15 protein-coding genes are annotated in these 14,230 nt (G+C 70.2%); 9 read left to right on the forward strand and 6 right to left on the reverse strand.

What is annotated here, in order from left to right; translation table 11 throughout:
- The first annotated feature begins 18 nt into the window (after positions 1-18).
- Together HRU81_06725 and HRU81_06730 are read left to right on the forward strand one after the other, a co-directional pair.
- Positions 19-1,740, forward strand: a complete 1,722-nt coding sequence (locus tag HRU81_06725; protein ID QOJ31811.1) for a proline--tRNA ligase — start codon at positions 19-21, stop codon at positions 1,738-1,740.
- Entirely contained in the window at positions 1,691-2,302 is a 612-nt protein-coding gene (locus tag HRU81_06730; protein QOJ33320.1) for a lytic transglycosylase domain-containing protein, read from the forward strand. The genes HRU81_06725 and HRU81_06730 overlap by 50 nt, the downstream gene beginning before the upstream one ends.
- 6 nt (positions 2,303-2,308) lie before the next feature.
- On the opposite strand, the gene HRU81_06735 is transcribed toward HRU81_06730, so the two are convergent.
- Positions 2,309-2,584 carry an acylphosphatase gene (locus HRU81_06735; protein ID QOJ33321.1) on the reverse strand — a complete coding sequence of 92 codons (276 nt, stop codon included), beginning with the start codon at positions 2,582-2,584 and terminating at the stop codon, positions 2,309-2,311.
- Positions 2,585-2,635: 51 nt separating this feature from the next.
- Here HRU81_06735 and wrbA point away from each other — a divergent pair, with 51 nt between their 5' ends.
- Together wrbA and HRU81_06745 are read left to right on the forward strand one after the other, a co-directional pair.
- A complete protein-coding gene (gene wrbA / locus HRU81_06740) occupies positions 2,636-3,244 on the forward strand; it encodes an NAD(P)H:quinone oxidoreductase (protein QOJ31812.1) in 609 nt (202 codons plus the stop codon).
- Positions 3,241-3,543, forward strand: coding sequence for a DUF2069 domain-containing protein (locus HRU81_06745; protein ID QOJ31813.1), 303 nt, complete (start codon positions 3,241-3,243; stop codon positions 3,541-3,543). Before wrbA ends, HRU81_06745 begins: the two co-directional genes overlap by 4 nt.
- Before the next feature lie 4 nt (positions 3,544-3,547).
- On the opposite strand, the gene hda is transcribed toward HRU81_06745, so the two are convergent.
- From hda to HRU81_06760, 3 genes are read right to left on the reverse strand one after another with little or no spacing between them, the layout of a single operon-like run.
- The gene (gene hda / locus HRU81_06750; protein ID QOJ33322.1) at positions 3,548-4,234 is read right to left on the reverse strand and encodes a DnaA regulatory inactivator Hda; all 687 of its coding nucleotides are present in this window, start codon (positions 4,232-4,234) and stop codon (positions 3,548-3,550) included.
- 31 nt (positions 4,235-4,265) lie between these two features.
- Complete coding sequence (locus tag HRU81_06755) at positions 4,266-4,817, reverse strand: CDP-alcohol phosphatidyltransferase family protein (protein QOJ33323.1); 552 nt, start codon at positions 4,815-4,817, stop codon at positions 4,266-4,268.
- 21 nt (positions 4,818-4,838) lie between these two features.
- Complete coding sequence (locus HRU81_06760) at positions 4,839-5,882, reverse strand: DUF2066 domain-containing protein (protein ID QOJ31814.1); 1,044 nt, start codon at positions 5,880-5,882, stop codon at positions 4,839-4,841.
- A 90-nt stretch (positions 5,883-5,972) separates the two neighbouring features.
- On the opposite strand from HRU81_06760, the gene HRU81_06765 reads away from it, so the two are divergent.
- Positions 5,973-7,010 carry a phosphoribosylformylglycinamidine cyclo-ligase gene (locus HRU81_06765; GenBank protein ID QOJ31815.1) on the forward strand — a complete coding sequence of 346 codons (1,038 nt, stop codon included), beginning with the start codon at positions 5,973-5,975 and terminating at the stop codon, positions 7,008-7,010.
- The gene (locus HRU81_06770) at positions 7,007-7,672 is read left to right on the forward strand and encodes a phosphoribosylglycinamide formyltransferase (protein ID QOJ31816.1); all 666 of its coding nucleotides are present in this window, start codon (positions 7,007-7,009) and stop codon (positions 7,670-7,672) included. The genes HRU81_06765 and HRU81_06770 overlap by 4 nt, the downstream gene beginning before the upstream one ends.
- Positions 7,673-7,683: 11 nt before the next feature.
- On the opposite strand, the gene HRU81_06775 is transcribed toward HRU81_06770, so the two are convergent.
- Complete coding sequence (locus HRU81_06775; protein ID QOJ31817.1) at positions 7,684-8,250, reverse strand: dCTP deaminase; 567 nt, start codon at positions 8,248-8,250, stop codon at positions 7,684-7,686.
- Positions 8,247-9,347 carry an Mrp/NBP35 family ATP-binding protein gene (locus tag HRU81_06780; GenBank protein ID QOJ31818.1) on the reverse strand — a complete coding sequence of 367 codons (1,101 nt, stop codon included), beginning with the start codon at positions 9,345-9,347 and terminating at the stop codon, positions 8,247-8,249. Before HRU81_06780 ends, HRU81_06775 begins: the two co-directional genes overlap by 4 nt.
- Positions 9,348-9,580: 233 nt before the next feature.
- On the opposite strand from HRU81_06780, the gene HRU81_06785 reads away from it, so the two are divergent.
- Genes HRU81_06785 through HRU81_06795 form a run of 3 tightly spaced genes read left to right on the forward strand, consistent with a single transcriptional unit; the run spans position 9,581 to position 14,155 of the window.
- Positions 9,581-11,959 carry a HEAT repeat domain-containing protein gene (locus HRU81_06785; GenBank protein ID QOJ31819.1) on the forward strand — a complete coding sequence of 793 codons (2,379 nt, stop codon included), beginning with the start codon at positions 9,581-9,583 and terminating at the stop codon, positions 11,957-11,959.
- Between the two features lie 14 nt (positions 11,960-11,973).
- The gene (locus HRU81_06790; protein QOJ31820.1) at positions 11,974-13,065 is read left to right on the forward strand and encodes a PilT/PilU family type 4a pilus ATPase; all 1,092 of its coding nucleotides are present in this window, start codon (positions 11,974-11,976) and stop codon (positions 13,063-13,065) included.
- The gene (locus HRU81_06795; protein QOJ31821.1) at positions 13,052-14,155 is read left to right on the forward strand and encodes a type IV pilus twitching motility protein PilT; all 1,104 of its coding nucleotides are present in this window, start codon (positions 13,052-13,054) and stop codon (positions 14,153-14,155) included. Before HRU81_06790 ends, HRU81_06795 begins: the two co-directional genes overlap by 14 nt.
- The last annotated feature ends 75 nt before the right edge of the window (positions 14,156-14,230 follow it).

Raw genomic sequence — 14,230 nt, forward strand, 5'->3', positions numbered from 1 at the left:
CTGCAGGGACCGACCGGAATGCGACTCAGCCAGCTGCCGTGGACCACCCTGAAGGAAACCCCTGCCGAGGCGGAGGTCGTCAGCCACCAGTTGCTGCTGCGCGCCGGGCTGATCCGCCGGCTGACCTCGGGCATCTTCACCTGGATGCCGCTGGGGCTGCGGGTGCTGCGCCGGGTGGAGCAGGTGGTGCGCGAGGAGATGGACCGCGCCGGCGCCCTCGAGGTGCTGATGCCGGCGGTGCAGCCGGCGGAGCTCTGGCAGGAAACCGGCCGCTGGGACCGCTACGGCGACCTGCTGCTGCGCATCCGCGACCGCCAGGAGCGCGACTACTGCTTCGGCCCGACCCACGAGGAGATCATCACCGACCTCGCCCGGCGCGAGCTGCGCAGCTACCGCCAGCTGCCGGTGAACTACTACCAGATCCAGACCAAGTTCCGCGACGAAATCCGGCCGCGCTTCGGCCTGATGCGCGCCCGCGAGTTCATCATGAAGGACGCCTACTCCTTCCACATGGACCAGGCGTCGCTGGAGCAGACCTACCAGACCATGGCCGCCGCCTATGCGCGCATCTTCACGCGCCTGGGGTTGCGCTTCCGCACCGTGGAGGCCGACTCCGGCGAGATCGGCGGTTCGCGCTCGCAGGAGTTCCACGTGCTGGCCGATTCCGGCGAGGATGCCATCGCCTACTGCGATGGCGACCGCTACGCCGCCAACGTCGAGGCCGCCCCGGCGCTGCCGCCCGCGGGACCACGCCCGGCACCGGCGGCCACGCTGGCCGAGGTCGCCACGCCCGGGATGCGCAGCATCGAGGAAGTCAGCGCCTTCCTCGGCGTGCCAGCCGCACGCTGCCTGAAGCTGCTGCTGGTGGATGGCAGCGACGGCGGCATCGTCGCCCTCGCCCTGCGCGGCGACCACATCCTCAACACCATCAAGGCCGAGCGCCTGCCGCAGCTGGCGAAGCCGCTGACGCTGGCCGCCCCGGAGCGCGTGCTGGCGCTCACCGGGGCACCGACCGGCTTCATCGGCCCGGTCGGCCTCACCATTCCCGTCATCGCCGACCATGCGGCCGCGGCACTGGCCGACTTCGTCGCCGGCGGCAATCGCGAGGGCTTCCACCAGAGCGGCGTCAACTGGGGCCGCGACGCGCCGGAACCGGCCGTGGCGGACCTGCGCAATGTCGTCGCCGGGGATCCGAGCCCGGGCGGCGGCGGTGTGCTCGCCATCGCCCGCGGCATCGAGGTGGGCCACATCTTCCAGCTCGGCGACAAGTACAGCCAGGCGATGAACGCCGTGGTGCTGGACCAGGACGGCAGGGAGCGCGTCATGACCATGGGCTGCTATGGCATCGGCGTCTCGCGCATCGTCGCTGCCGCCATCGAGCAGAACCACGACGCCGGGGGCATCATCTGGCCGGCGCCGATGAGCCCGTTCGATGTCACCCTGCTGGTGCTCAACCCGAAAAACTCCGAGGCCGTCACAGCCGCGGCACAAGCGCTGTACCTAGAGTTGCAGCAGGCCGGCCTGGAGGTGCTGCTCGACGACCGCGACGCCAGGCCCGGAGTGAAGTTTGCCGAGGCGGATCTCCTCGGCGTGCCGCACCGCCTGGTGCTGGGCGAGCGCGGCCTGAAGGAAGGCATGGTCGAGTACCGCCAGCGTCGCGGCGGAACCGAGGAGAAGGTGGCCTTGCATGATGCCTGCGGATTCCTGCAGCGACTGCTGGCAGCCGGCACGCCCGGCTGAGCGTGGCAGCTGGCGCCGCTGGGCGGCGCTGGCATTGCTGCTGGCCAGCGGCACGGCCGTGGCCGGCCAGGTGCCGACGCCCGAGCTGCGTGCCCGGGTGCGCGCCGTCCTCGAGCAGGCCGACAGCTTCGAGGACCGCTACGACGCCCAGGTCTGGCTCACCGACATGGCCAGCCGGCTCGGCAACCAGGTCGCCGACCCCGCCCTGCGCGTCGAGATCCTCAAGGCGGCGCACCGCGAGGCGAGCCGCGCCAGATTGCCGCCCGAGATGGTGCTCGCGGTGATCGACGTCGAAAGCGCCTTCAACCCCTACGCGATCTCCTCGGCCGGCGCCCAGGGCCTCATGCAGGTCATGCCCTTCTGGCGCAAGGAACTCGGCCACCGGCGCCTGGTGGACGTCGCCGACAACCTGCTCATGGGCTGCACCATCCTCCGGTACTACTACGACATGGAGAAGGGCGACTGGAACCGCGCGCTGGCGCGCTACAACGGCAGCCTCGGCCGCCCCGACTACCCGCAGAAGGTGCTCGACCGGCTCAGCCGGCGGTGGTTCCAGCAGTAGGGGCTCTCAGCCCGTCCGGAAGCCATCGCCGACCTGCGGATCAGCCACCGGCTCGTGCTCCACCCTGTCTACCCGAGCCGCCGGCGGACCGCGTTGCAGCCAGCGCCCGAGTTCATCGATGGCCGCGGCCCCACCCACCGCCAGCACTTCCACGCGCCCGTCTGCCAGGTTGATGGCATGGCCGCGCAGGCCGAGGCGCGCGGCCTCGCGTGCGGTGCTGGCACGGAAGAACACGCCCTGCACCTTGCCGGCGACGATGAACCGCACCGCCTTCTCGTCCATGCTCATGCCTCGTCCTGTCCTGCCGTGACGGGGCCGCTAGAATAGCCCGCCATGAACATCGAAGTGCTGGTCCTGTACTACTCGCGCCATGGTTCGGTCGCGGCGCTGGCGAGCCAGGTCGCCCGTGGCGTCAACAGCGTGCCCGGGGTGGCGGCGCGCCTGCGCACCGTGCCGCCGGTGACGGCGCAGACCGCCGACAGGCTGGCCGCAGTCCCGGCCAGCGGCCCGCCCTACGCCACGCTGCGCGACCTCGGCGATTGCGCGGGCCTGATCCTCGGCAGCCCGACGCGGTTCGGCGGCATGGCAGCGCCACTCAAGCACTTCCTCGACGGCACCGGCACCGAATGGCTAAACGGCACGCTGAGCGGCAGGCCCGCCGGCGTCTTCACCTCGGGCAGCTCGATGCACGGCGGCCAGGAATCCACGCTGCTGTCCATGGCGCTGCCGCTCCTGCACCACGGCATGCTGCTGGTCGGCGTGCCCTACACCGAAGGCGCGGTGTCGGCCACGCGGGCGGGTGGCGGCCCGTACGGCGCCTCGCACCTGGCGCCCGAGGCCGCGCAGACCACCCTGAGCGAGGAGGAAGCACGCATCGCCACGCACCTCGGCCGCCGCGTCGCCGAGGTGGCCTCGCGCCTGGCTGGTGCCCGGCCGCGGTGAGCGCCGCGCTCTCGCGTCGCGCGGCGCTGGCCGGGCTGCTGCTGCTCGGCCTGATGATCGCCCTGCCGCCGCAGCCGGCCACCGCCCTCGCCGCCCTGCCGCTGGGCGTGCTGCTGATGGCAGCCTGGCGGCCGTCGAGAACCTGGGCCGTGGCCACGGCCAGCGTCATGCTCGCCTACTTCAGCTACGGCGTGATGGAAATCCTCACCAACCCGGCCGGGCGCACGCGCGCGATCGGCTTCTCGCTGCTGACGGTCGGCATCTTCCTCGCCGCGCTGGATTCCATCCGCCGCCGCTGAGGGGTCAGTCACCGCCACCGAGGACCGTGCGCACGAAGGGGATGGTCAGGCGCCGCTGCGCTGCCAGCGCCGCGCGATCCAGCCGGTCGAGCAACTGGAACAGGCTGCCGGTGCCGCGCCCGACCCGCGCCAGCAGGTAGTCGGCCGTCTCGTCCGGCAGGCTGAAGCCCCGCCACTCGGCGCGCCGCTGCAGGGCCTGCCGGCAGCCCGCCTCGTCGAGCGGCTCGAGGCGGAACACCGCCCCCGCCGAGAACCGCGAGCGCAGATCGGGCAAGCCGATGCCGCTCGCCGACGGTGGCGCGCCGGCAGCCACCAGCAGCCGGCCACCTTCCGCCATCAGCTGCTCGTACAGCCGCAGCAAGGCCATCTCCCAGGACGGGTTGCCGGCCACCGCGGCGATGTCGTCGAGCGCGGCCAGGCGCAAGGTACCCATGCCGTCGAGCACGCTGGCGGGCATCTGCAGGAGTTCGCCGAGAGGCAGGTAGGCCGTCGGCAGGCCGCCCGCATGGGCCCTGGCCACCGCGGCCTGCAGCAGGTGGCTCTTGCCGGCTTCCGCCGGACCCCAGATCCAGGCCGCGGGCGGGCCTTCGCCAGCCGCCATGCCGCGCAGGGTGGCGACGGCCAGCGCATTGCCGCCGGGATGGAAGCTGTCGAACACCGCATGGTCCGCCAGCCGGATGTCGAGCGCCAGTTGCCGCATGTCCTGCACCGGTGTGCCGCGGTCAGGAGGCGCGCGGCGCCAGCGCCTTGCGGCTCCAGCGGATCACGTAGTTCAGGCCGCTGACCACGCAGGTCACGAGCACGGCGGCGCCAGCCACCGTCACCAGGCTGTCCAGCGCCCAGCCCATGGCACGCTGCACCAGCACCGCGAGGATGAACACCAGCTGGGCGAGCGTGTTGAGCTTGCTGGCGCCGGAGGGCTCCGGCTGCAGCGGACCGACCAGCACGTTGTACAGCACGCCGCCGGTGACGATGACCAGGTCGCGGCTGACGACCAGCACCGCCAGCCAGGCGGGAATCTGCTCCTGCAGCGCGAGGGTGACGAACAGCGACACCAGCAGCAGCTTGTCGGCCAGCGGATCGAGCAGCCCGCCCAGGCGGCTCTGCCAGTGACAGTGCTTGGCGAGAAAACCGTCTATGCCGTCGGACAGGCCGGCGATGGCCACCAGCACGAGGGCGAGGCCGATGCGATCGGCCAGCAGCGCCACGACGATGGGCGGCACCAGCAGCATGCGCAGGACGCAGATCAGGTTCGGGATGTCCGACGGCCTCAGCATGCGCCGCACAACCCTGGCCTAGGGCTGGCCCACCAGCCGGTAGTACAGCGTGCCATCTCCCTGGCCGGCCGCCGTCTCGGGTTCGAGGATGCGCCGCATGGCGAGCTGCCGCGCGAATGCTTCGCGGCCGGCACGCAGCTGCAGGTCGAGTCGCAGGACGTCGCCGCGGATGCCCGTGATGCCCACCGATTGCACGCCCTCCAGGCCAGCCAGGTAGCCGAGCAGCCCACCGTACTGCGTGAAATCCCGCAGGCCGCTCACGGCGAGCCCGATGCGGCCCGGGCCCTCCGGTGCCGCAGCGGCCCGGCTCGCCAGCCGCTCCGCCAGCCCGCCCGGACCGTCGGCGACGCTGCCGCGCCAGTCGGCGCGCTCCGCGCCATCGAGCAGCGTCCAGCGCACATCGGGAAGACCCGGCGGAAACAGCCTGGCGCGTCCCACCAGGATGACGTCGGCCTGGTAACGCGCCGAGGCGCGGCGGATCGGCTCGGTGAACTCGCCCCAGACATCGGCGGCGCCCAGCTCCGCGAGTTCCTGCGAGTCTCGCAGTGGCAGCAGCAGCGGGATGCCACGGGCGGCCGCGGCGTCCAGCAGCTGCTGGCGGAGCGTGCCCGCCACACCTGCCTCGTCGCTGCCGGCAACGATGTCGCGCTCGCCGGCGCCATTGTCGTAGGCGAGCCAGACGAGGGTAGCCGGCCGGTCCCCGCTCCAGGCTGGCAGCCCCGCGGCCGCAAGGCCACGGCGAATCGCGGCCGGGTCGAACTGCACCCAGTAGGCGCCGGCCGGATCGCGGCGATACTGCTGGACCAGCGCCGCGGGATCGGCGAAGGCTGCCAGCACCGCCGGTTCGGCAGCAGCCTGCCGCCCGGAAACCTTCACCAGCACCTGGCGCAGTGCCGCGGTGAAGGCCGCGGCGTTGCCCGACGTCGCCGCTTCACTGGCGGGAACCGACGCCGCATACAGGTCGGCGACCTGCGCGGCGCCTGCACCGCCAGGCAGGCCGGCCATCACCAGCAGCAGGAGCAGCAGCGCAGTCCTTGCCTGGTCCCCGGAAATGTGGATCATGCGCCCGCTCCCATGCCTGCTCTATTATAGACACGCCCGGCAGCCACGCCCTGCGACCCCGGCCGGGGATCGCGCAGTCACAGGAACCCCATGAGTCCCGATCCATCCCTGACCTACAAGGACGCCGGCGTCGATATCGATGCGGGTGATGCACTGGTCGAGCGCATCAAGCCGCTGGCGCGCCGCACCGCACGGGCCGGCCTGCTGGGCGGCATCGGCGGCTTCGGTGGCCTGTTCGAGATCGACACCGCCCGCTTTCCCCGCCCGGTGCTGGTGGCTGGCACCGACGGCGTGGGCACCAAGCTGCGCCTGGCCCTCGATCTCGGCAGGCTCGACAGCATCGGCATCGACCTGGTGGCCATGTGCGTCAACGACGTCGTGGTGCAGGGCGCCGAGCCGCTGTTCTTCCTCGATTACTACGCCACCGGCCAGCTCTCGCTCGACCAGGCCGAGGCCGTGATCGGCGGCATTGCCGCCGGATGCGAGCAGAGCGGCTGCGCCCTGCTCGGTGGCGAGACCGCGGAGATGCCGGGCATGTACGCCCCCGGCGACATCGACCTCGCCGGCTTCGCGGTGGGCATCGTCAACCGCGACCGCATCATCGACGGCAGCCGCATCGTTCCCGGCGACGTGGTGCTGGGCCTTGCCTCCTCGGGCCCCCACTCCAACGGCTACTCGCTGATCCGCCGCATCCTCGCCCTCGATCCGGCTGCCGCGGGGCGTCCCTGGGAAGGCAGCGCCAGCCTGGCACTGCACCTGCTGACACCCACCCGCCTCTACGTGCGCAGCTTGCTGGGCCTCATCGGTGCCTGCGAGGTCAAAGGCATGGCCCACATCACCGGTGGCGGCCTGCCCGGCAATCTCTGCCGCGTGCTGCCAGCCGGGGTCGATGCCCGCCTCCAGGCCTCGGCCTGGCGCCGCCCGGCGGTGTTCGACTGGCTGCAGAAGACCGGCCGGGTCGCCGACGAGGAGATGCTGCGCACCTTCAACTGCGGCATCGGCATGACCGTGGTCCTGGCGCGCGCACAGGCCGAGCGTGCCATGGCGCTGCTGCGCGAGGCGGGCGAGACCGTGCAGATCATCGGCCGCATCGAAGCGGGTACGGGCCGGGTGCGCATCGATCCATGAGCAGCACCCGGCGCCCGATGCTGCGCCTCGCGGTGCTCGTCTCAGGCAGTGGCTCGAACCTGCAGGCCATCCTCGACGCCACCCGCGCCGGCACACTTGACGCGCGTGTCGTCGGCGTGATCAGCGACCGCCCCGGTGTCCTGGCGCTGGAGCGTGCGCGCCAGGCTGGCATCCCGGCCATCACCGTGGACTACAGGGCCTGCGGTGGCCGCGAGGCCTTTGGTGCCAGACTGCTGGAGGAACTCCAGCGCCTGGATCCGCAACTGGTGGTGCTGGCCGGCTTCATGCGCATCCTGCCGGACGCGGTGGTCGACCATTACCGCGACCGCATGCTCAACGTGCACCCCTCGCTGCTGCCGCTGTACCCCGGCCTGGATACCTACCGTCGCACACTCGAGGCCGGTGATGCCTGGCACGGCGCAACCGTGCACTTCGTGATACCCGAGCTCGATGCCGGGCCGGCCATCCTCCAGTACCGCATACGGATCCGTCCCGGGGATACCGTGGAATCGCTGCGCCAGCGCGTGCAACGCGGCGAGCATCGGCTGTACCCGCAGGCCATCCAGTGGCTGGCGGAAGGCCGGGTGGCCTGCCGCGACGGCATCGTCTGGCGTGACGGGCGACCGGCCAGTGGCCCGGAGATCGTCGACGAGGCGGACTGAGGCGCCGGGCCTCAGGTACGCGGCAGGGTGACGCCGCGCTGTCCCTGGTACTTTCCGCCGCGATCCCTGTAGGAGGTCTCGCAGACCTCGTCCGACTCGAAGAAGATCATCTGCGCGACACCCTCGTTGGCGTAGATACGCGCCGGCAGCGGCGTGGTGTTGGAGAACTCCAGCGTCACGTGGCCCTCCCACTCCGGCTCCAGCGGCGTGACGTTGACGATGATGCCGCAGCGGGCATAGGTCGACTTGCCTAGGCAGACGGTGAGCACGTTGCGCGGGATGCGGAAGTACTCCACCGTCGCCGCGAGCGCGAAGGAGTTCGGCGGGATGATGCAGACATCGCCCTCCATGTCGACGAAGCTCGAGGGATCGAACGCCTTGGGATCGACGATGGTGGAGTTGATGTTGGTGAAGATCTTGAAGTGGCGGCCACAGCGGACGTCGTAGCCGTAGCTCGAGGTGCCGTAGGAGATCACGCGCCGACCGGCGTGCTCGCGGACCTGGCCGGCCTCGAAGGGCTCGATCATGCCGCGTCCCTCCGCCATGCGGCGGATCCAGCGATCTGACTTGATGCTCACTGCTCGTCCCGCGTGGCGTTCTTGAAGAACTTGTACGTGCGCGGCAACGGACGGCGGGCCAGCTCGGCGGCCATGCGCAGCGCAATCTCCCGGTAGCGCCGCGCGACGGGCCCCTGCGGCTCCGCCACCAGCGGCGGCCGTCCCGCATCCGTCTGCGCGCGGATGGCGCCGTTGAGCGGCAGCTTGCCGAGCAGCGGCACGCCGCAGGCGGCCGCGAGCTGCTCGCCGCCGCCCTCCCCGAACAGCGACTCCTCGTGACCGCAGCCCGGGCAGACGAAGCTGCTCATGTTCTCGACGATGCCCAGTATCGGCGCACCCACCTTCTCGAACATCCGCAGGCCGCGCAGTGCCACCTGGGTGGCCACCTGCTGGGGCGTGGTGACGATGAGGACGCCGGCCAGCGGCACCTTCTGGCTCAGCGTGAGCTGCGCATCGCCGGTGCCCGGCGGCAGGTCCACCAGCAGGTAGTCGAGGTCATGCCAGCGGGTCTGGAATGCCAGCTGCGAAATCGCCTGGGTGACCATGGGGCCACGCCAGATCACGGGCGTCGCCTGGTCGACGAGGAAGCCGATGGAGATCGCCTCCAGGCCATGCGCCACCAGCGGCTCGAAGGTCTTGCCATCCCGGCTTTCGGGCTTCTGCCCCGAGAGCCCCAGCATCAGCGGCTGGCTCGGTCCATGCACGTCGGCATCGAGGATGCCGACTCTCGCACCCTCGGCCGCCAGCGCCAGGGCGAGGTTCACGGCGGTGGTCGACTTGCCCACGCCGCCCTTGCCGGAGGCCACGGCAATGACGTTGCGCACGTTGGGCAGCGGGCTGAGCGTACCCTGCGGCGCATGGGCGACGATGGCCGCCTCGATGCCGACCGACACCCGTGAAACGGCGCCGGCCTTGCGCACCGCCGCCTCGATGGCGCCCTGCAGCTCGTCACGCAGGCCCGCCACCGGGAAGCCGAGGGTGACCCGGACGGAAACGGCGTCGGCTCCGGCTGCCACCACCTCGGCCCGGCCACCCAGGGCCTCCAGATCGGCGCCGAGCAGGGGGACGGGAAGGGCCGCGATGGCCCGCTCGATGGCGTGGACAGGCAGGTCAGGCATGATTCGTGACGTTGTTAACAGTATGAGGCAGGCTCGACCGGCGACATTGTAGCGCAACGGCGCGGGTGCGCCCCGGCAAGGGCCAAGGTACGGCCGGGGATCGGGAGACCAGCAGCCCTGTGGCATAATGCGGCAGGCGCGGCTCGGCCCGGCGTATCCTCGTTGACATAACCCGTGGCGGTGCGCGGCCGCGTGGTTGTCGTGTGCGTGGCAAGGGACGTTCCCCCGGGGCAATGAAGTTCATCAGCACATTGAAGGCGGAGCGCTCGATCGCCCAGCTGCTGGCCGAGCGCGACATGCAGGCACCGGAGGCGCGCAAGGCGCTGGAGAGCCTGCGCAGGATCGGCGCCACCGCCATCCCCAAGCTCATCGAGGCCTTCGCCACGGCCGAGAAGGAGCAGGTGCCGGCGCTGGTGCAGACCCTGGCATCGCAGGTCAACGACCGCACGCTCAAGGAAGTCATCGCCGGCCTGGCGCAGGGCAATGCGCGCTGCGTTTCGGGAACCGCCGCGGCACTGGCCGCCGCCGGCGACTACGATCCCAACGGGCTGCTCGCCTACCTCGGCCGCGATGACCTCTCCGTCTCGGCCCTGATCGACGTGCTGCGCGCCACCCGACAGCGGCTCAACGCCCGCGAGCTGCTGCGCCGCGCCTACGACCTCGAGCCGCGCGAGAAGGCGGCCGTGTTCAGGATCATCGCCGAGGTGGCCACCGCCGACATGGTGCCCGACCTGCTCAACCGCCTCGAGGGCAAGGACCCCTCGGTGCGGGTACATATCATCGAGGTGCTCGCGCGCTTCAACACGCCCGAGGTGGCGAAGGCCCTCGAGGAGCAGCTGAAGGACAAGAACAAGGCGGTGCGCAAGGCGGCGCTGCTCGCCGTCGAGAACATGCCGGGCGAGCGCAACCTGGCGCTGCTGTGCATGATCCTTCGCGACCCGGACCTCGAAGCCCGCAGCAAGGCCATCGACCTGGTGGTCAAGGCCCGCCACCCGGACACCATGAAGCACCTGGTGGAGGTGCTGCGCGACGAATCCGAGGACGCGCGCCGCGCCGCGGTCGAGGTGCTCAACGGCATCGCCGAGGTCGCCACGCTCAAGTACCTGCTGGCGGCGCTCGAGGACCAGGACTGGTGGGTGCGCTCGCGCGCCTCCGATGCGCTGGCGAAGATCGGCGGGCCGAAGGTCATGGACGCGGTCCTGCAGCTGGTGCGGGATCCCGACGAGAACATCCGCCGCGCCGCCATCGAGATCCTCAACCAGACCCGCGACCAGCGCGCGGTGGAACACCTGATGGCGGCGACGCAGGACAAGGACTGGTGGGTGCGCGAGCGCGCCGCCGATGCCCTCGCCGAGATCGGCAGCGTCAAGGCCGTGCCGGCCCTGGTGAAGATGCTCGGCGGCGACGTGCGCTCGGCGCCGGCGGCGGTGCGGGCGCTCGGCCGGCTGGGCGACTCGAAGATCATGCCGACGCTGATGCCGCTGCTCGACCACGCCGACAAGGCCATCCGCCTCGAGGCGGTGGCGGCCGTCGCCCGCCTCGCCGACCACCAGAACGCCAGCACCGTGAAGGCCCGGCTGCAGCCCTTCATGGCCGGCGCCGACGAGACCATCGCCAAGGCTGCCGCCGAGGCCGTCGTCAGGCTGGACAACCGCTTCTCCGCCACCGCGGTCGAGGCGGCCGAGAAGCAGGAACGCAACGCCTCGCCCAACCGCACGCTGCTGGTGGAACCGGCCGAGGTGGAGCGCATCGTGCGCGAGGCCGAGTCCGGCCAGAAGCTCGACGTCAGCCTGCTCAACCAGGGCGACATGATCGAGGGCCGCTACCGCTACATCCAGAAGATCGGCAAGGGCGCCTTCGGCACCGTGGTCCTGGTGGAGGACACGGTGGTGGACGAGCGGCTCATCCTCAAGTTCCTCAATCCGAACGTCAGCCAGGACGAGGAGATGATGAAGCGCTTCGTCCACGAGCTGCGCTACTCACGCAAGATCACGCACAACAACGTGATCCGCATCTACGATTTCCTCAACCTCGGGGGGAACTACGCCATTTCCATGGAGTACTTCCCGTCGCATACCCTCGGGGCGGAGATCAACGGCAAGAAACCGCTGCCCTTCGAGAAGAGCCGGGGCTGGGCCATCGACATCGCCACCGGCATGTCGGTGGCACACCAGGTCGGCATCGTGCATCGCGACCTGAAGCCCGCCAACATCCTCATCAACGACGAGGGCCTGCTGAAGATCGTCGACTTCGGTGTCGCTGCCGTGGCCTCCCATGCCGACACCCAGCTCACCAAGACGGGCTACGTCATCGGTTCACCCAAGTACATGGCGCCGGAGCAGATCCTCGGCAAGAAGGTCGACCACCGGGCCGACATCTACAGCCTCGGCGTGATCATGTACGAGATGCTGGCCGGCGTGCCGCCCTACTCCAAGGGCGATCACATGTCGGTCATGTACCAGCACGTGCAGGGCCGCTGCAAGCCCTGCGAGGAGATCAACCCCGGGATCCCGGCGGCGCTGGCCGCGGTGGTGCGCAAGGCCATGGAAGTGGACAAGATGAAGCGCTACGAATCCATGGACGAGCTGCGCCTGGCCGTGCAGGCCGGCTGAGCAGGGGTCCTGCCGTGCCACGCATCGACGCCTTCCTCAAGCTCGGCCTGGCCCAGGGCTGCTCCGACGTGCACCTCGCCGTCGGCGTGCCGCCCATGCTGCGCCTGCATGGCGACCTCATGCCCATCAAGTTCCGCGACCTCGGCGCCGCGGAGCTGGAGAGCTACGTCAGCGAGATCCTCACCCCGGGCCAGAAGGAGCGCTTCGGCTCCGGCCGCGACGTCGATTTCTCCTACGTCTCCGAGGATGGCGGGCGCTTCCGCGTCAACGTCTTCCGCAAGGAAACCGGCGTCGGCGCCACCTTCCGCTTCATCCCCGGCGACATTCCCAAGCTCGAGAAGCTGCAGCTGCCGAAGATCATCCAGAAGCTCTGCGACTACCACCAGGGCATGATCCTGGTCACCGGCTCGACCGGTACCGGCAAGTCGACGACGCTGGCAGCGATGATCGACCACCTCAACAGCACGCAGAACCTGAACATCATCAGCCTCGAGGACCCGATCGAGTTCGTCCATCGCAGCAAACGCTCGCAGGTGGTGCAGCGCGAGCTCGGCTCGCACCTGCCGAGCTTCGCCGAGGGCATCCGCGCCGCCCTGCGCCAGGACCCCGATGTGATCCTCGTCGGCGAGATGCGCGACGCCGAGACCATCTCCATGGCCATGACCGCCGCGGAGACCGGTCACCTGGTGCTGGGCACGCTGCACACCACCGGCGCGGTGAAGACCATCGACCGTGTCATCGACGCGCTGCCCGGCGAGATGCGCGAGCAGACCAAGAGCTTCCTCTCGCAGAGCCTGCTGGCCGTCATCAGCCAGGTGCTGGTCAAGACCCCGGACAACCGCGCGCGGCGCGCCATCGCCGAGATCATGGTGATGAACCGCGCCATCGCCAAGCTCATCATGACCGACCAGACGCACCAGATCCCCACGCAGCTGCAGATGGGCCGCGACCAGGGCATGCAGCTCATGGACCAGGCGCTGCTCGACGCCATCCAGCGCAAGGAACTCGACCCCGACGACGCCTTCCGCTACGCGGCCGACAAGGGGCTGTTCACCCGCTTCGTCACCGACACCACCATGCTGCCGAAGGCCGATGTCGCAGGCTGACACCACATCGACACCGCGTGCGGCGGCCAACGCCATCGACGCCTATCTCAGGGACGTCGTCGGCAAGCGCGGCTCGGACCTGCATTTCGTCGCCGGCGAGCCGGCGCGCATGCGCCTGTACGGCGAGCTGCAGCCGCTCGCCAGCGAGCTGCTGACCGCGGCGCGCACCGAGGAGGTGCTGCTGCAGATCATGTCGGCCGCGGCCCGCGCCGATTTCGCCAGGCGTGATTCCACCGACTTCGCCTATGCGGTGGACGGCGTGGCGCGCTTCCGCGTCAACGTCTTCCGCCACCTCGGCGGCATGGGCGCCGTGTTCCGCTCCATCCCGTCCCAGGCGAAGACGCTGAAGGACCTCGACCTGCCGCCGGTGCTGAGCACGCTCGCCCGCCAGCCGCAGGGCATGATCCTGGTGACGGGCAAGACCGGCTCGGGCAAGTCGACGACGCTGGCAGCCATCATCGACGAGATCAACAACCGCGAGACCGGGCACATCCTCACCATCGAGGACCCCATCGAGTTCGTCCACCAGCGCAAGAAATGCCTGATCAGCCAGCGCGAGGTGGGCCAGCACACGCCGAGTTTCGCCGACGCGCTGAACTCGGCGCTGCGCGAGGACCCCGACGTCATCCTGGTCGGCGAAATGCGCGACCTCGAGACCATCAGCATCGCGGTGACCGCCGCGGAGATGGGCATCCTCATCATGGGCACGCTGCACACCAATGGCGCCGCCCAGACCGTGGACCGCATCGTCAACTCCTTCCCGACCGACAAGCAGTCGCACGTGCGCACCATGCTCTCCACCTCGCTGCGCGGCGTGATCTCGCAGCAGCTGGTGCCGCGCAAGGGCGAGCCGGGGCTGGTTGCGGCGCTCGAGATCATGGTGAACACGCCGGCGGTGGCCAACCTCATCCGCCAGGGCAAGCTCGACCAGCTGGAAAATGCCATGCAGGGCGGGCGTGCCGCCGGCATGAAGACCATGGACAGCTCGCTGAGGGAGCTCTTCGACCGCGGCCAGGTCACCGGCCGCGCCGCCTACGAAGCATCGCTCGACAAGAAGAAGTTCGAGGACGTGAAGGACTTCACCAGCTGACGCCGCAGTCGCGGCCCCGCGCCTACACGCTGCCGGGCATCGCTGCTAGCATAGGCGCCCCCTGGCCGCGAGCCG

This window comes from Gammaproteobacteria bacterium, from assembly GCA_015709695.1.
Classification (GTDB): domain Bacteria; phylum Pseudomonadota; class Gammaproteobacteria; order Steroidobacterales.